Origin of the sequence: Acinetobacter genomosp. 15BJ (assembly GCF_000400715.1) — a bacterium.
Classification (GTDB): Bacteria; Pseudomonadota; Gammaproteobacteria; order Pseudomonadales; family Moraxellaceae; genus Acinetobacter.
This window is the reverse complement of record NZ_KE007347.1, coordinates 1,534,468-1,550,412: the sequence shown is the minus strand read 5'-3', so window position 1 is coordinate 1,550,412 and position 15,945 is coordinate 1,534,468. Positions and strand designations below refer to the sequence as shown.

At 40.5% G+C, this 15,945-nt stretch carries 14 protein-coding genes and 2 tRNA genes; 10 read left to right on the top strand and 6 right to left on the bottom strand.

Going from position 1 to position 15,945, the window contains the following annotated elements:
* The first annotated feature begins 105 nt into the window (after nt 1-105).
* The 10 genes from lepA to F896_RS06990 all read left to right on the top strand — a co-directional run bounded on the left by lepA (nt 106) and on the right by F896_RS06990 (nt 8,077).
* Entirely contained in the window at nt 106-1,923 is a 1,818-nt protein-coding gene (lepA, locus tag F896_RS06945) for a translation elongation factor 4 (RefSeq protein ID WP_016164226.1), read from the top strand.
* Between the two features lie 73 nt (nt 1,924-1,996).
* Nucleotides 1,997-2,860: a signal peptidase I gene (gene lepB / locus F896_RS06950; RefSeq protein WP_016164225.1), complete on the top strand. Its 864-nt coding sequence runs from the start codon at nt 1,997-1,999 to the stop codon at nt 2,858-2,860.
* Nucleotides 2,861-2,884: 24 nt separating this feature from the next.
* Entirely contained in the window at nt 2,885-3,262 is a 378-nt protein-coding gene (locus F896_RS06955; protein ID WP_004654518.1) for a DUF4845 domain-containing protein, read from the top strand.
* Entirely contained in the window at nt 3,231-3,926 is a 696-nt protein-coding gene (gene rnc, locus F896_RS06960; RefSeq protein ID WP_004805889.1) for a ribonuclease III, read from the top strand. The genes F896_RS06955 and rnc overlap by 32 nt, the downstream gene beginning before the upstream one ends.
* 4 nt (nt 3,927-3,930) lie before the next feature.
* A complete protein-coding gene (gene era, locus F896_RS06965) occupies nt 3,931-4,956 on the top strand; it encodes a GTPase Era (protein WP_016164224.1) in 1,026 nt (341 codons plus the stop codon).
* A 26-nt stretch (nt 4,957-4,982) separates the two neighbouring features.
* Nucleotides 4,983-5,180, top strand: coding sequence for an NF038104 family lipoprotein (locus tag F896_RS06970; protein ID WP_016164223.1), 198 nt, complete (start codon nt 4,983-4,985; stop codon nt 5,178-5,180).
* Nucleotides 5,181-5,189: 9 nt separating this feature from the next.
* Complete coding sequence (gene recO, locus F896_RS06975) at nt 5,190-5,897, top strand: DNA repair protein RecO (RefSeq protein ID WP_016164222.1); 708 nt, start codon at nt 5,190-5,192, stop codon at nt 5,895-5,897.
* A gap of 54 nt (nt 5,898-5,951) precedes the next feature.
* Nucleotides 5,952-6,680: a pyridoxine 5'-phosphate synthase gene (gene pdxJ, locus F896_RS06980; RefSeq protein ID WP_016164221.1), complete on the top strand. Its 729-nt coding sequence runs from the start codon at nt 5,952-5,954 to the stop codon at nt 6,678-6,680.
* A 4-nt stretch (nt 6,681-6,684) separates the two neighbouring features.
* Entirely contained in the window at nt 6,685-7,347 is a 663-nt protein-coding gene (locus tag F896_RS06985; RefSeq protein ID WP_016164220.1) for a MiaE family protein, read from the top strand.
* Between the two features lie 82 nt (nt 7,348-7,429).
* Complete coding sequence (locus F896_RS06990) at nt 7,430-8,077, top strand: energy transducer TonB family protein (RefSeq protein WP_016164219.1); 648 nt, start codon at nt 7,430-7,432, stop codon at nt 8,075-8,077.
* Nucleotides 8,078-8,134: 57 nt separating this feature from the next.
* On the opposite strand, the gene F896_RS06995 is transcribed toward F896_RS06990, so the two are convergent.
* The 6 genes from F896_RS06995 to F896_RS07020 form a co-directional block, all read right to left on the bottom strand.
* A tRNA-Asn gene (locus tag F896_RS06995) sits at nt 8,135-8,210 on the bottom strand.
* Between the two features lie 9 nt (nt 8,211-8,219).
* Nucleotides 8,220-8,295, bottom strand: a tRNA-Asn gene (locus F896_RS07000).
* A gap of 142 nt (nt 8,296-8,437) precedes the next feature.
* Entirely contained in the window at nt 8,438-9,664 is a 1,227-nt protein-coding gene (locus F896_RS07005; RefSeq protein ID WP_016164218.1) for a multifunctional CCA addition/repair protein, read from the bottom strand.
* Nucleotides 9,665-9,760: 96 nt separating this feature from the next.
* The gene (locus F896_RS07010) at nt 9,761-12,031 is read right to left on the bottom strand and encodes an NADP-dependent malic enzyme (protein ID WP_016164217.1); all 2,271 of its coding nucleotides are present in this window, start codon (nt 12,029-12,031) and stop codon (nt 9,761-9,763) included.
* 191 nt (nt 12,032-12,222) lie between these two features.
* Nucleotides 12,223-15,099: an EAL domain-containing protein gene (locus tag F896_RS07015; RefSeq protein WP_016164216.1), complete on the bottom strand. Its 2,877-nt coding sequence runs from the start codon at nt 15,097-15,099 to the stop codon at nt 12,223-12,225.
* Between the two features lie 122 nt (nt 15,100-15,221).
* A complete protein-coding gene (locus F896_RS07020; RefSeq protein WP_016164215.1) occupies nt 15,222-15,935 on the bottom strand; it encodes a 16S rRNA (uracil(1498)-N(3))-methyltransferase in 714 nt (237 codons plus the stop codon).
* Nucleotides 15,936-15,945 lie beyond the last annotated feature (10 nt).

The following is a 15,945-nucleotide window of genomic DNA, read 5'->3' as shown; positions in this document are numbered from 1 at the left end:
TCGTCTTCATACCGACCTTCTGTTATAATCGCGGGCAATTTTATTAAACCATTTGGCTCACTACTTTTTGAAAGTATAGGGCGTTCTATTTTGTTAAGGTAACCCATGGCGCAAGCTAAAAAATCCGTAGATATCAAAAATATACGCAATTTCTCGATCATTGCTCATATTGACCATGGTAAGTCGACTTTGGCGGACCGTTTTATTCAAATGTGCGGCGGTTTACAAGATCGTGAGATGCAGGCTCAAGTATTAGACTCTATGGAGCTTGAGCGTGAGCGTGGGATTACCATTAAAGCTGCATCGGTAACCTTGTATTACACGCATCCAAATGGTCAAGAATATCAATTGAACTTCATTGATACTCCAGGGCACGTTGACTTTTCTTATGAGGTATCGCGCTCTCTAGCTGCCTGTGAAGGTGCGTTATTGGTGGTTGATGCAGCACAAGGTGTCGAAGCACAGTCGGTTGCAAACTGCTATACTGCAATCGAGCAGGGCTTAGAAGTTTTACCAATCCTCAACAAGATTGATTTACCTCAAGCTGAGCCTGAGCGTGTAATTCACGAAATTGAAGAAATTATCGGGATTGAAGCGACAGATGCACCAACCTGTTCAGCAAAAACTGGTTTAGGTGTCGAAGGTGTTTTAGAGCGTCTGGTTGATGTAATTCCTGCGCCAGAAGGTGATCGTGATGCACCGTTACAAGCCTTAATTATCGACTCATGGTTCGATAACTACCTTGGTGTTGTATCGCTTGTTCGTATCAAGCAAGGTCGTATCCGCAAGGGCGACAAGATGTTAGTGAAATCAACGGGCCAAACACATCCTGTGACTTCTGTGGGTGTGTTCAATCCAAAGCATACAGAAACTGACATCCTTGAAGCGGGTGAAGTTGGTTTCGTTATTGCTGGTATTAAAGATATTTTTGGTGCGCCAGTGGGCGATACCATTACACTTTCGAATACCCCAGACGTTACAATTTTACCGGGTTTTAAGAAGGTTAAACCACAGGTTTATGCGGGTCTGTTCCCGATTGATTCAAGTGACTTTGAACCGTTCCGTGAAGCACTACAAAAATTACAGATCAATGACTCTGCTTTATTCTTTGAACCTGAGAGTTCGGATGCGTTAGGTTTTGGTTTCCGTTGTGGCTTCTTGGGTATGCTACACATGGAAATCGTACAAGAGCGTTTAGAGCGTGAGTATGATCTTGATTTGATCAGTTCTGCACCGACTGTTATTTACGAAGCTTTAACCAAGAAAGGCGATATCATTTATATCGACAGCCCTTCAAAAATGCCAGATGGCTCAACGGTTGAAGACCTGCGTGAACCGATTGCTGAATGTCATATCCTTGTACCGCAAGAGTATTTAGGCAATGTCATGACCTTATGTATCGAACGTCGTGGTATTCAAAAAGATATGAAATTCTTGGGTAACCAAGTATCAATCACTTTTGAAATTCCTATGGCTGAAGTGGTCATGGATTTCTTTGATAAATTAAAATCATGTTCGCGTGGTTTTGCTTCACTAGATTATAACTTCGTTCGTTTTGAGAGTTCAGCACTGGTTAAGGTTGATGTTCTAATTAATAGCGAAAAGGTTGATGCCTTGGCAATGATCTGTCACCGTCAAGATGCACGTCATCGTGGTATTGCATTGGTCGAAAAGATGAAAGATCTGATTCCTCGCCAAATGTATGATGTTGCGATTCAAGCAGCGATTGGTGCGCAAATCATTGCACGTTCTACTGTAAAAGCGATGCGTAAAAACGTATTGGCAAAATGTTATGGTGGTGACGTTTCACGTAAGAAGAAACTTCTTTCGAAACAAAAAGAAGGTAAGAAACGTATGAAGCAAGTGGGAAGTGTTGAGATTCCACAAGAAGCGTTCTTAGCTGTATTGAAAGTTGATAGATAAAGCAAGATGAGGCTGGGGAAACGTTTGTTTTACCCAGTCGAACGACAGGCAGTTAAACTGCAAGAGAGGGTTTGTGGATTTTGATTTTAACTTGATTCTGGTACCTGCAACACTGATTTTCTTTTTGGTGTGGTTACTAGATAAGTTGGTATTGAAACAGCGTGCAACACGAGGGCGTAATCAAGAGAACTTTGTCATTACTTGGGCATATGACTTTTGGCCTGTGTTAGCTGTTGTGCTGGTGCTACGTTCTTTCTTATATGAACCATTTAATATTCCATCAGATTCTATGGTCCCGACTTTAGAAACAGGTGATTTTATCTTGGTGAATAAGTTTGATTATGGTGTACGTTTACCAATTGTAAACGCTAAAATCATTGATGTAGGTGAGCCAAAACGGGGTGAAGTGATTGTATTCCGTTATCCACCACAACCAACGATTAGCTATATTAAACGTGTGGTGGGTGTGCCAGGCGACCATGTTCAATTCAGAAATGGTCAATTGATGATCAATGGTCAACAAGTCGCAAAGGTAGAAACACAATACTCGCGTGAGAAAGACCAGCAAGATACACCGACAGCACTTTATTTCAAAGAAACCTTGGGTGAACATCAGCATTTGGTTCGTTACTTGGAAGGGCGTAATCCTCTAGTTGAGCAATTCCAATTTGCACAATTGAGAGGTGCAGAAGCACTGATTCCATTTGTTGCCAAAGAAAATGATGTGTTTATCCAAAGCAATGGTCAAGATTGGGAAGTTACTGTACCGAAAGGTCAATATTTCGCAATGGGTGATAACCGTGATCAAAGTGCAGATAGCCGTTTTTGGGGCTTTGTACCTGAAGCGAACCTAACAGGTCGTGCTTTTTATGTATGGATGCATAAAGAACCTGGTTTTAATCTTCCAAGTTTCAATCGAAATGGTAAGATTGACTAATAAAAATATATAGGAAATAGACAGATGCGTAAATCTCAACAAGGGACTTCGTATATTGCAATTTTATTTGGGGTGGTCTTATTTGCAGTTGCTGTAAAAGCAGCAATTGCGATTTGGCCAGCATATTGGGATGACAAGCTGATTAATACTCAAATTGAGGGACTATTAAAAGATAGTCCTGCAAATATCACACCGAGTAAGTTTGCATCTCAGATGGATCAACGTTTTGATATGAACGGGATTCGCGATCTACATTTTAAAGATATTGCGCAAGTGACTTATAAAGATGATCTTGTGGTGATGAAGAAGTATGAAATACGTAAGCCTTTCATGCTGAATATCAGTTTAGTGATGACCTTTGAGAAGACTTTTGACCAAAAATCTGCAAAACAAGCTCAATGATACACGGCTGCAAGGGCGAATAGGTCACCAGTTTAAACAGTTTGACTTGTTAAAGCTGGCTTTGACCCATCGCTCGGTCAGCCATAAACATAATTATGAACGCCTAGAATTTCTAGGCGATGCATTATTAGGGATGATCGTTGCAAATTATTTGTACAATGCCTACCCCCTAGAAAATGAAGGTCGCTTAACACGTATGCGTGCGACTTTGGTTCGACAGGAAGCATTAGGGAAAATTGCAAATGACTTACAATTGAGTCGGTCATTAATTTTAAGCACAGGCGAGTTAAAATCAGGTGGACATCACCGTGAATCGATTTTGGCTGATACGGTTGAAGCGATTATTGGTGCTATTTATTTAGACAGTAATGATCTCAACTTGCTCGAACGCATTGTGTTAAAATGGTATGAACCATATCTTGATCATATCGAACCGACAGATCAACTGAAAGACCCTAAATCACGTTTGCAAGAGTATTTACAAGCACGTAAAAAACCTCTCCCAGTTTACGAGGTTGTAGATATTCAGGGTGATGCCCCGAATCAACATTTCAAAGTGGAATGTGATGTAGCGGGATTGCCAAAAATTATAGGCGAGGGCTCAAGTCGTCGTTTTGCCGAACAAACGGCAGCGGCAGAGATTTTAAAATTATTGGAGCAATAACCTGATGTCTCATTCAGAAGAAAATAAGCCAGAAGCAACTGAACAGCAAGATGGCAATAATGTAGTTGATCAATTTTTTAGTTCTCAAGGAAGCATAATTCCTTCAGATTTTAAAAGCGGTTTTGTTGCAATCGTTGGCCGCCCAAATGTGGGGAAGTCAACTTTGATGAATCACATCCTAGGTCAAAAACTATCGATTACTTCACGTAAGCCACAAACCACACGTCATAAGATCGTGGGGATTGATTCACGTGAGAAATCACAGGCTGTATTCGTAGATACCCCAGGGATGCATAAAAAAGAAGTACGTGCCATCAATAAGATGATGAACCGTGCTGCACACTCAGCATTGCGTGATGTGAACTTGGTTCTGTTTGTGGTTGATGCACAAAAGTGGACGCAAAACGATGAATTAGTTTTGGAAAAACTTAAAAATGCAGATATGCCTGTAATCTTAGTGATCAATAAGCTAGATACCTTTGAAAATAAAAATGAAGCTCTACCGCTGATTCGAGAGCGTGCCAAATTAATGAATTTTGCTGAAATTGTTCCAGTTTCAGCATTGCGTGGTGCAAATCTAGATCATTTGCGCGATACCATCGAGAAATATCTGCCATATCAACCACCTTTATATTCATTAGATCAGATTACTGATCGTTCTGAGCGTTTCCTTGCGAGTGAAATCATTCGTGAGAAAATTATGCGCCAGTTGGGTGAAGAGCTTCCGTACGATTTAACGGTTCAGATTGAATCATTCAAAACTGAAGAAGCGGCAGTAAATGAAAAAACGGGTCGTTTGAAGCCACCTTGTACTTATATTGATGCGACCATTTTTGTAGAGCGCCAAGGTCAAAAAGCCATTGTAATTGGCGATAAAGGCGCGAAGCTAAAAAGTATTGGTATGGATGCACGTGCAGACATGGAAAAAATGTTTGAGCAAAAAATCATGCTGACGCTTTGGGTGAAAGTCAAAGGTGGTTGGTCTGATGATGAACGTGCACTTAAAAGCTTAGGTTATAGCGATATTTAACTGTCTTGCAGACAATGGAAACAGGTATGAAAACAACAATCCGTGTACTCGCAATCGTGACATGTATTTTTATGTTGCAGGGCTGTATTCATAAGCTTGTGACTGTACCTGTGAAAGTTGCTTATAAGACCACTAAAGGTGTTGTTAAGGGGACGGCTGCGGTTGTTGGTGCAGTCATTCCTGATGGCGATGATGACGAAAAGGATGAGAAAAAGAAGGACTAGTATCGTTTTATGATGCGTAATGAAGTCCTGCACGGCTATTTGATTCATCATCGTAAATATCGTGAAAAAAGCCATATTGTGCATTTGTTTACACAAGAATATGGTCGGGTGGATGGGATTTTAAGACAGGTCCCACCACCTCAATATCAGCCAATTCGTCTACAAGCGACAGGCAAATCAGAACTTAAAAATTTCACAAAATTAGAAATCCTGAATCAACCTGTGTTCTTTCATGGTGATGCATTTTTTGCTGGTTTTTATTTAAATGAAATTCTATTGCGACTATGTCCTTTAGAAGAGATGATGCCGCAAACATTTGAACAATATCAGTTGATTCTCGTGTTGTTGCAGCAATTGGCGACACACGAGCAAGCTGCTTTATTTCTTCGGCAAATTTTACGTCAATTTGAGCATGTATTATTGCCAGAACTTGGTTATGCCATTGATTTCTCAGTAGATGCGAGCCAAAAAGACATTCAGGTGACTCAGCATTATCAATTTCAGCTCAATGATGGCTTTTTGCCCGTTTCACAAGCTTCGCGTTCAACACTTGATGGTGCGTTGATTACATCTATGCAAAGTTACGAAGATGGGCAGGATTTTTCTCACGAACAGTTGCAATTATTGGGTAAACTATACCGTCAAATGATTAGCTCTTTGCTGGGTGATCGGCCGCTGAAAAGCCGGCAACTTTGGATTCAAAGTACACAAAATTGATATTCCTGATGTATTGAAAATAATTATTCAGGGCTAAACCGATAGGATATTTTTATGGCTGCAATCTTGGGTGTAAACATTGATCATGTTGCGACGTTAAGACAGGCACGTGGTACAACTTACCCTGATCCAGTTCAGGCGGCTTTGGTCTGTGAACAGGCAGGTGCTGAGGGGATTACTTTGCATTTACGTGAAGATCGCCGCCATATACAAGATGATGATGTGCGTCGCATGCGTCCATTATTAAAAACACGTATGAATTTAGAATTGGCAGTGACAGATGAAATGGTTGCATTTGCCAAAGAGATTCAGCCTCAACATGTGTGCTTTGTACCTGAGCGTCGTCAAGAAGTGACAACCGAAGGCGGCTTGGATGTCGTAGGGAACTTTGAAAAAGTTAAAGCTGCTACTGAAGCGCTCAAAGCCATTGGTAGTGATGTGTCTTTGTTTATCGATGCCGATTTATTGCAAATTGATGCTGCTGTGGCATGTGGTGCACCAACCATTGAGATCCACACCGGTGCTTATGCCGATGCGGAAACGGATGCACAACAGCAAACAGAATTAGCCCGCATTATCAAAGGAGTTGAATATGCAGCGGCAAAAGGTTTGGTTGTGAATGCTGGGCATGGTTTGAATCTGAATAACGTTGCAGCGATTGCAGCAATACCGCAAATTCATGAATTAAACATCGGGCATTCAATTATTGCTGACAGTGTATTTGTGGGTTTGTCTCAAGCAGTAAAAGATATGAAAGCAGCGATTCAGGCTGCTGCGAGATAAGTTGATGAGTAGTGTAAATTATGATGAGTTAATGCAACCTGTCATCGCGTTTTTAGGTTGTGCAACTCCTCAGGCATGGTTGGATGAAGCTGTTAATAATCTTGATGTATTAATGCAAGACCATGCCAACTGTGAGAAAAAAGCGGCGAGTACAGCAATGAACTTAATGTTCCGCTATAGTTTCTTTACAGACCTGCAGGTGAAATTGGCGCAATTGGTACGTGAAGAAATGCTGCATTATGAGCAGGTTTTGGAATTCATGAACAAACGTGGCCAAGAGTGGAAGGGCTTGAGTGCAGGGCGCTATGCAGGTGGATTACGTAAAGAGATCCGTACTTATGAGCCTGAGGCTTTAATTGATGTGATGATTATTGGTGCATTTGTCGAAGCACGCTCGTGTGAGCGTTTCTATGCGCTAGCACCGATTGTGGACGATGAGCTGGGGCGTTACTACCGCTACTTGCTTAAGTCTGAATCTCGTCATTTTGAGGATTATCTGGCTTTAGCTTTGGATGTTGCGAAAACAGCGAAGCTTAAAGATCCAGAAGAGACGATCCAGCAACGCATCGCGCATATTCGTGAAGTGGAAAAAAATCTGATTTTAAGTCCAGATGATACGTTCCGTTTCCATAGCGGTGTGCCAGCTCAGGTCGCTATCTCATCGTAATGAGATAGCGAATTGGGGATATAAAAATAACAACTTTGAGAATTATAAATGAGATTTTTATCAAAAATAATAGTTGTATGATGTGTGCATTTGGGCAGAGGGTATTCATGCTAAGAGTATTGAATTTATTAATATTGATCGTCATGTCTTAAAATGGAAAAAAATACCGCAAATATTAGTTAATCCTTCTTTATTACAAGGTAAAGATAGGGATCTGAATATTTTGATATATGTAAATGAGAAAGGGGAAGTAGTTGCATCAAAAATTAAGAAAAGTAGTGGTATTGTTGAGTTAGATACTTTGGTGATGGCTGAAATTAAGAAATCTAGTCTTTATCCGTATCAGTTAAATGGTAAATATTATCCTGTTAGAGTCGAGCAACCCTTCGAATTTTATATTAATGATAATCAGGTGGATGATCCAGCTTTAACAGAAAGTGATAGAAGTAAATCAATAGAAGAGAAAGTTCATAAAGAAATAATGGGCTTATGGGAAGTTCCTACTGGTAGTGCAAATTTAAGTAATATCGTGAGATTTAATATATCAAGAAATAACGCAATTGATTCTGTACAGGTTCTTCAGAGTAGTGGGAATAGAATTTTTGATCTATCTACGAGACAAGCAGTTCGTCATTCAACAATTGTAAGTAATTTAACGAATGCTGAGAAGAATGATTTCTTTGGTGGGTTGGAGTCAAGGGTGGTAATAATAGTATTTCGATCAAACTAAATATTAATTTGTACGTATAAAAAAGCCCCGATCAATGATCAGGGCTTTTTAGAATCTTGGCTCTCCCACCTGGGCTCGAACCAGGGACCTGCGGATTAACAGTCCGTCGCTCTACCGACTGAGCTATGGGAGAATAGTAGATTGGCTCTCCAACCTGGGCTCGAACCAGGGACCTGCGGATTAACAGTCCGTCGCTCTACCGACTGAGCTATTGGAGAATCTGATGCGCATTTTATGCATGAAAAGCGGATGCGTCAACAATAATAGTAAATAAAATTAATCGTTTGCTTGATTAATAATCTTTTTGGCATGTAGATAAGCGAATCTGTACAAAAAAGACTTAATTCACTTAAAAATTAATCAGTTATTGTGCAGCTCTTTAAATTTGGCTAGTGCTTCAATACGATACTGAATTAGCATTTCACCAATTTCTGGACCAGTCACATGTTCAGGTAAATCCTGTGCACGAATATTTCTGACGATTTGCATCGCATCCAACATGTATTGTGCTTGGGGATATGGGCGTTGCTCTAAGCCTAAACGACCTTTGGCATCACATTCACAGGCTTGTACAAAGGCTTGTACCTTTTCTGGACGGCGAAGCACATCCAAACGTTGTAAAAGACGCCATAAGGTACCTGGCTTTAGATTTTTCACCTGATGGCATTTTAAATGCTCTTTGCATACGATCAAAGCCAGACTCTTTAAATGCGTTGGAACTCTTAAACGATCACACAGATCTGTTACAGGCCGGAGACCACGTTCTTCATGCATGATATGGCGTGGTAGCTCATCCACAGGCGTGAGCGCTTTACCAAGGTCGTGAACCAATACTGCAAAACGTACATCTAACGCATATTTCGCTAAACAGGCCTGTTTAAGCGCCATTAAGGTATGGATACCACAATCAATTTCGGGGTGGTATTCAGGACGTTGTGGTACACCAAAAAGAGCATCAATCTCTGGAAATAGGATCTGCAATGCATTGCAATCTTTGAGTGTTTGAAAATAGACATCAGCATGATCTTCCAGTAATGCACGTGAAGTTTCTTTCCAGACACGTTCAGGTGTTAATGCATCAAGCTCACCAGATTTGGCAATTTCCTGCATTAATTGTAGGGTTTCATCTGCGATTTTAAAGCCATAGTTTGCATAACGAGCAGCAAAACGCGCTACACGAAGTACGCGCAGAGGATCTTCAGTAAATGCGTCTGAGACATGGCGTAGAATTTTTTGATCTAAATCGTCCTGTCCGCCATAGGGGTCATAGATAGTACCTGCATCATCCATTGCCATCGCATTAATGGTTAAATCACGGCGGATCAGATCTTCTTCTAACTTAACTGTGGTATCGGTAAAAAATTGAAAACCGTGATAACCAACACCAGATTTACGTTCAGTCCGTGCAAGTGCATATTCTTCTTTTGTTATTGGATGTAGAAATACGGGGAAATCTTTTCCCACCGGTTGATAGCCTTCGGCGAGTAATTGCTCGGGCGTTGCTCCAACCACCACATAATCTTTTTCGTGATAGGGGTGGCCGAGTAAATGATCTCGGACAGCACCGCCTACTAAATAAACTTGCATGAAAAAACCTCTATTCTTCACACAATCATGCTACAGAATAGAGGTTTTCTCAAGGGTTAAGCGAAGCTTTTCAAGAAAAGCAGGGCCTAAGTGAACTTAGTTTTGACTTTGCTGAATTTCCGCAACCGTTAATGCGGTCATATTCACCAAACGACGAGTCGTTGCTGTAGGTGTCAGAATATGAACAGGTTTTGCAGCACCCAATAAAATAGGACCAATCGTCACATTGTTACCAGAAGTCGCTTTTAACAAGTTGAATGAAATGTTCGCTGAATCTAGGTTAGGCATAATCAACAAGTTTGCTGAACCTTTGAAACGTGAGTTCGGGAATGCAAAATGACGAATATTTTCATCCAATGCCGCATCACCATGCATTTCACCTTCAACTTCTAATTCAGGTGCTTGCTCTGAAAGTAGACGATAGACTTCACGCATTTTTTGAGCGCTCGCATCCGTTTGGTCACTACCGAAGCTTGAGTGAGAAAGTAATGCTACGCGCGGCGTAATACCAAAACGGCGAACTTCTTCAGCCGCTAAAATCGTCATTTCAGCAAGTTGAGTAGCCGTTGGATTAGTATTTACATAAGTATCTGCAATAAATAAATTGCGATCTTCAAGCATTAATGCATTCAGCGTGAAGAACGTGCTACGACCTTCTTTTAGGCCGATCACGTTTTTCACGAAATCTAAATGAATATCATAGCTTGAGTAAGTACCACACAACATACCATCGGCTTTGCCAAATTTAACCAACATCGCTGCGATGAGTGTTGAGCGGCGACGTGCTTCACGTTGCGCATATTCAACTGTTACACCTTTGCGTTGCATGATTTGATGGTATTCTTTCCAGAAATCATCATACGAAGGATTCTTTTCCTGATCGACAATCTCAATGTTCACGCCATGTTGCAAACGCAAACCTAACTTTCGGATATTGTCTTCAATCACAGCAGTACGACCAATCAGAATTGGTTTCGCTAAGCCTTCATCAACCACAATCTGAACTGCACGTAATACACGCTGATCTTCACCTTCAGCATACGCAATACGTTTAGGGTCTGTTTTCGCTTGAGAGAAGATTGGTTTCATCAAGAATGCTGAGTTATAAACAAACTCAGAAAGACGTTGACGATACGCAGAAAAATCTTCGATCGGACGTGTAGCAACACCAGAATCCATTGCTGCTTTTGCAACAGCAGGTGCAATTTCTAAAATCAAACGTTGATCAAGTGGACGAGGGATCAAATAGTCGCGACCAAATGACGCAGATTTTTCACCATAGGTTGCAGCATCCGCTTCAACATGTGCCATGCGTGCAATTGCATGTACACAGGCAATCTTCATTTCTTCATTAATCGTGGTTGCGCCAACATCAAGTGCACCACGGAAGATATAAGGGAAGCAAAGTGCGTTGTTCACTTGGTTTGGATAGTCTGAACGACCCGTTGCCATGATTGCATCTGGACGTACTTCGTGCGCATGTTCAGGCAAAATTTCAGGATCTGGGTTTGCAAGTGCAAAAATAATTGGATTTTCAGCCATTTCCTTAACCATTTCTTTGGTTAAGATGCCTGCTGCTGAAAGACCCAAGAACATGTCAGCACCAGCCATGACTTCATGCAATTGTGTTGCTTGAATGTCTTGTACATAACGCTTTTTCGATTCATCTAAACCTTCACGTGATGTCGTGAGCAGACCGCGAGAATCGGCAACAACGATATTGGCTTTATTCACACCTAAAGCGCAAAGCAAGTCTAAGCACGAAAGTGCTGCTGCACCGGCACCTGATGCAACGATTTTAATTTCGTCAATTTTTTTATTTACCAGTTGCAAAGCATTGAGCAATGCTGAACCGACAATAATACTGGTTCCATGTTGGTCATCATGGAACACTGGAATTTTCATGCGTTCGCGAAGTTTCTTCTCGATGTAGAAACATTCTGGCGCCTTGATATCTTCTAAGTTGATACCACCAAAAGTTGGCTCTAATGCAGCAACGATATCGACGATCTTATCTGGATCATTTTCATCAATTTCGATATCAAATACATCAACACCAGCGAACTTCTTGAACAGAACGCCTTTACCTTCCATTACAGGTTTAGACGCGAGCGGACCAATATTTCCCAAACCAAGCACGGCTGTACCATTACTCACGACAGCAACCAGATTACCGCGCGCTGTATATTTGGCAGCGGCAGAAGGGTCACGTTCGATTTCCAAACATGGCGCAGCAACACCAAGTGAGTAGGCAAGCGCTAAATCTCGTTGGTTAACGAGCTGCTTGCTAGGTGTCACACTGATTTTTCCTGGGGTTGGAAATTCATGGTAATACAAAGCGGCTTGTTTTAAAGATTGATCGTCCATCTGAGTCTCGTTTGTTCCGATAATAATCAGACATATAGCTGTCTAATTACGATATTAAGATAAGTGCACAAGAATATAGCACTAGTTCATGCTTTCGCACAGTCAAAAAAGCTTATTTTCACTGAACTGCATGCTTCTTGACAGTTGATATTCAGCGAAAAATAAACAGCAGAAAAGGTTAAAATTCACGTTTAAATGGAATATCTTGCAGTTGACTGCTGCTTTTGTTTTTGCAGGTATTCTGTCGCATGGGCGGCAGTGAGAGGTTGTGAAAATAAGTAACCCTGTAATATGTCGCAATTTTGTCGTTTCAAATATTCATATTGCTGCTCGGTTTCAACACCTTCAGCCACAACTTTTAGGCCAATGGTTTTACCCATGGCAATCATGGCATTAACTATCGCATCTTGTTTTGCATTACCAATTTTCGAGATAAAGGCACGATCAATTTTTAAAATGTCAATTGGATATTCGGTGAGGTAAGCAAGAGAAGAGTAGCCCGTACCGAAGTCATCCAGTGCGATCGAAATCTGACGTTCTTTAATGGCACACAACACGGTTTTGACATTGTCGGTGTTTTCAATAAAGGCCGATTCAGTAATTTCGAGTTCAAGGTTTTTTCCTGAGATCTCATAAGTATTTAACACAGCATCAATATCATGCAGCAGTTGGCCGCGTAAAATTTGCTGTGCCACAATATTGACCGCGATATTGATATTGTTAAAACCAAGCTTTTGCCAAGTTTGTAGCTGTTTAGCTGCTTCATGTAAAACGAGCTGACCAATATCAGAAATCAGGCTAGTACTTTCCGCTAAAGGAATGAAAATGCTTGGCATGATTAGACCTTTCGTTGGATGCTTCCAACGGATTAGGGCTTCAAAACCATTAATTTGATGATTATGTGCATTAATCTTTGGCTGATAGTACACAACCAGCTCGTTATTCTGAATGGCTTTTCTGAGATCGAGTTCTAGATCTGTATATTTCGCAACAAAATTCGCTCTTTCATTTGAGTAGTAGCGAATGGTATTACCACCTAAACGCTTGGCTTCTGTCAGTGCCTGTTCCGCATGGGTGTTTAAATTATCGACTTGACGGCCATGTTCTGGGTAAATGGCGACACCGATCGAAATACTGACGAAGTATTCTTGATCTGCAAGATAAAAAGGTTTGCTAAAGGCTTCAACAATGTTGTTACACAATTGGTGAATCGGTGGATGTAGTGGTGAAATTTCATAAATAATTGCAAAGTCATCTGCACTTAAATGAGCGACAAGTAGTGCATCAATATTACTAATGCGTAAACGTTGTGCCACCTGTTTGAGTAGTTCATTACCCGCTTGATTGCTAATGATTTCATTCAAGGCACGGAAGCGGTCGATATTTAAACGGATGACAGCCAGATGCTGAATCGACGCTTCATTGACCAAATATTGATGCAACTGCTGTTGGTAATAAAAACGGTTAGGGAGATCGGTAAGCGTATCGTAATTGGTCAGATAAGATAAACGTTGTTCTTGATGCTTACGTTCGGTCTGATCTGAAACAATACCGATATAGTTGATGACACGCTCTTGTTCATCTTTCACCGCATTGATATGAATCCACAAAAAACAAGATTTTTCAGAAATATAGGTTTCTTGAAATTCACCCTCATATTCCTGTTCTTCACGCAGTGTATCGAGGATCGATAAATGAAAATTATGGTGATGTTGTTTATTTTGTTTGGTAATTTCAAATAACTGTTTACTCACGATTGCTTGTTTATCAAGGCCTGTGAGCTGTTCATACTTAGGATTGACTTCAACATAGTTAAAGTTTTCATCTAAAATGAAAATACCTTCAGAAGCTTGTTCAAATACACTGGCAGCAAGTTTTAAGCGCTCTTGATCTTTCTTTTCTTGATTAATATCACGGTGAATACCCACCATTCGCAAAGGGGTGTCATCCTTTGGATCCCTTAAAATTACTTGACCGACATCATGAATCCAGCTCCATTCACCATTGTGGCGTTTAATCCTGAAGGTTTCTTCATAGCGCTTGGTTTGACCACATAAATGATTATATAAGGTATTTTTTACCCGTTCGATATCATCTGGATGAATGATTTTATGCAGTAGGGTGTAATGGTTTTCAGAATTGCGCGTGACTGCTTGACTATGTGCATTGGTGACGCCAACGGTATGGCTTTCAAGATTCCAATCCCAAGGGCGAATGCCGGCGGTTTCATGGGCAAAACTTAAGTTTTGACGATGTTCTTCTAAGCTTTCATTCATTTGCGTCAAGTCGAATGTACGCTCACGAACCTTTTGTTCCAACAGGTGATTATTGAATTGTAGTTGCGCTTCAATATCTTTGGATTTATTCACTTCACGTTGTAATTGCTGACACAATTCTTCAGTCCATTGGTTGTGCTGCTCGGCTACATCAATCAGTTGTTTATTTTTATCTAAAACCAAGGCCAAGCGTTTATGAATTTTATAGGTGACTTGAGCACAGAGTACGGTTGCGAAAAATGAAGAGTAATACGCAAGATAGAACAGGGTGTGATCATTATCTCGGTGTAAAAGCTGAGATGCGATTAAAGGTGCAATACTTGGAATAAAAAATAAGAAGAAATAGCGAATATGTTGGGTTAAAAAGGTCAGTGCAATGATATGAGATGCAGTCAGTAGTAACGCAGTTAGGGTCAAAATATGTGACCCAATCAAATGAGGAATATCGACTGCTAAGTAGTGATTAATGACAATCGTATTCACTCCAATCAGTAAACCAGTAAAAAAACAGATCACTTGAAAAATGATGTTGGTTTGTTGGGTGTAGCGAACTGAAGAGTAGCGTTTGAGTAAAAAATGACAGATACAGGTAAAGCTAAATAAAAGGATGAGGGTAATGCTCATCCAAGTCGTAAAAATATTTGAGTCAAATGAATAAAAAATACCAAATAGGGCGTAATCTAACAGACAAATGCAGAAGACACTTAATACAAATAAGCGTACATGATTTGGATAATCGATTTGATCTGTGTAGATAAACTGTGGCAAATTTTTTTCCTGAGCCCCTAACATACAAAGAATAATCCTTTTCATTTTTTATCTATATTCACAGTCTTTGTTTTTTTGTAAACACAGCAACGTTTTATTTTAAATTAACGCTAAACATAGCAGAAAGCAATGTCACCACATTACTTCTATGCAAAGTGATAATTTAAAATAGATAAAGCAACTACTGGGGCGGTTTCAGTTCTTAGAACACGATCTCCGATACACCAGTTTTTAAATTGATGTTGATTGGCAGTATTAATTTCTGCTTCACTCAGACCACCTTCTGGACCTATCAGTAGGGCAATGTCTGGTAGGCTGTTAAGTAAGACATTCGTTTGGTCTTTGTTTGGAGCCAGCACAAAGCGTGATGATGGTAACTCTGAGTTTAGCCACTCAGTTAAGCTGATTGGCGCTAAAACTTGAGGAACTCGGTTCATGCCACATTGCTCACAGGCAGCTATTGCTACAGATTGCCAGTGATCTAGTTTTTTTTGGTCACGATCGTATTTTAAACGCATTTCACAGCGTTCACTGGTCAAGAGTTGAATGGTTGTAACACCGAGTTCAGTGGCTTTTTGAATCGCATAATCCATGCGATCGCCTTTACTCATCACTTGACCTAAAACAACCTTGAATGGTGCTGTACGATCGGCTGGATCAAATTGATCAACAGAAACAAAAGCATTTTTTTTGTTAATTTCAGTCAGTGTTACGATATATTCGCCACCTTTTCCATTGAAAAAGATGGCTTGTTCTTGTTCTTTTGCGCGTAGCACACGTACCCAGTGATGAAGTACCGATTCGGTTAATTCAACGGTGTTGCCAGTATTTAATTCGGTTTCGATATAAAAACGATTCATGCTTGGGTTG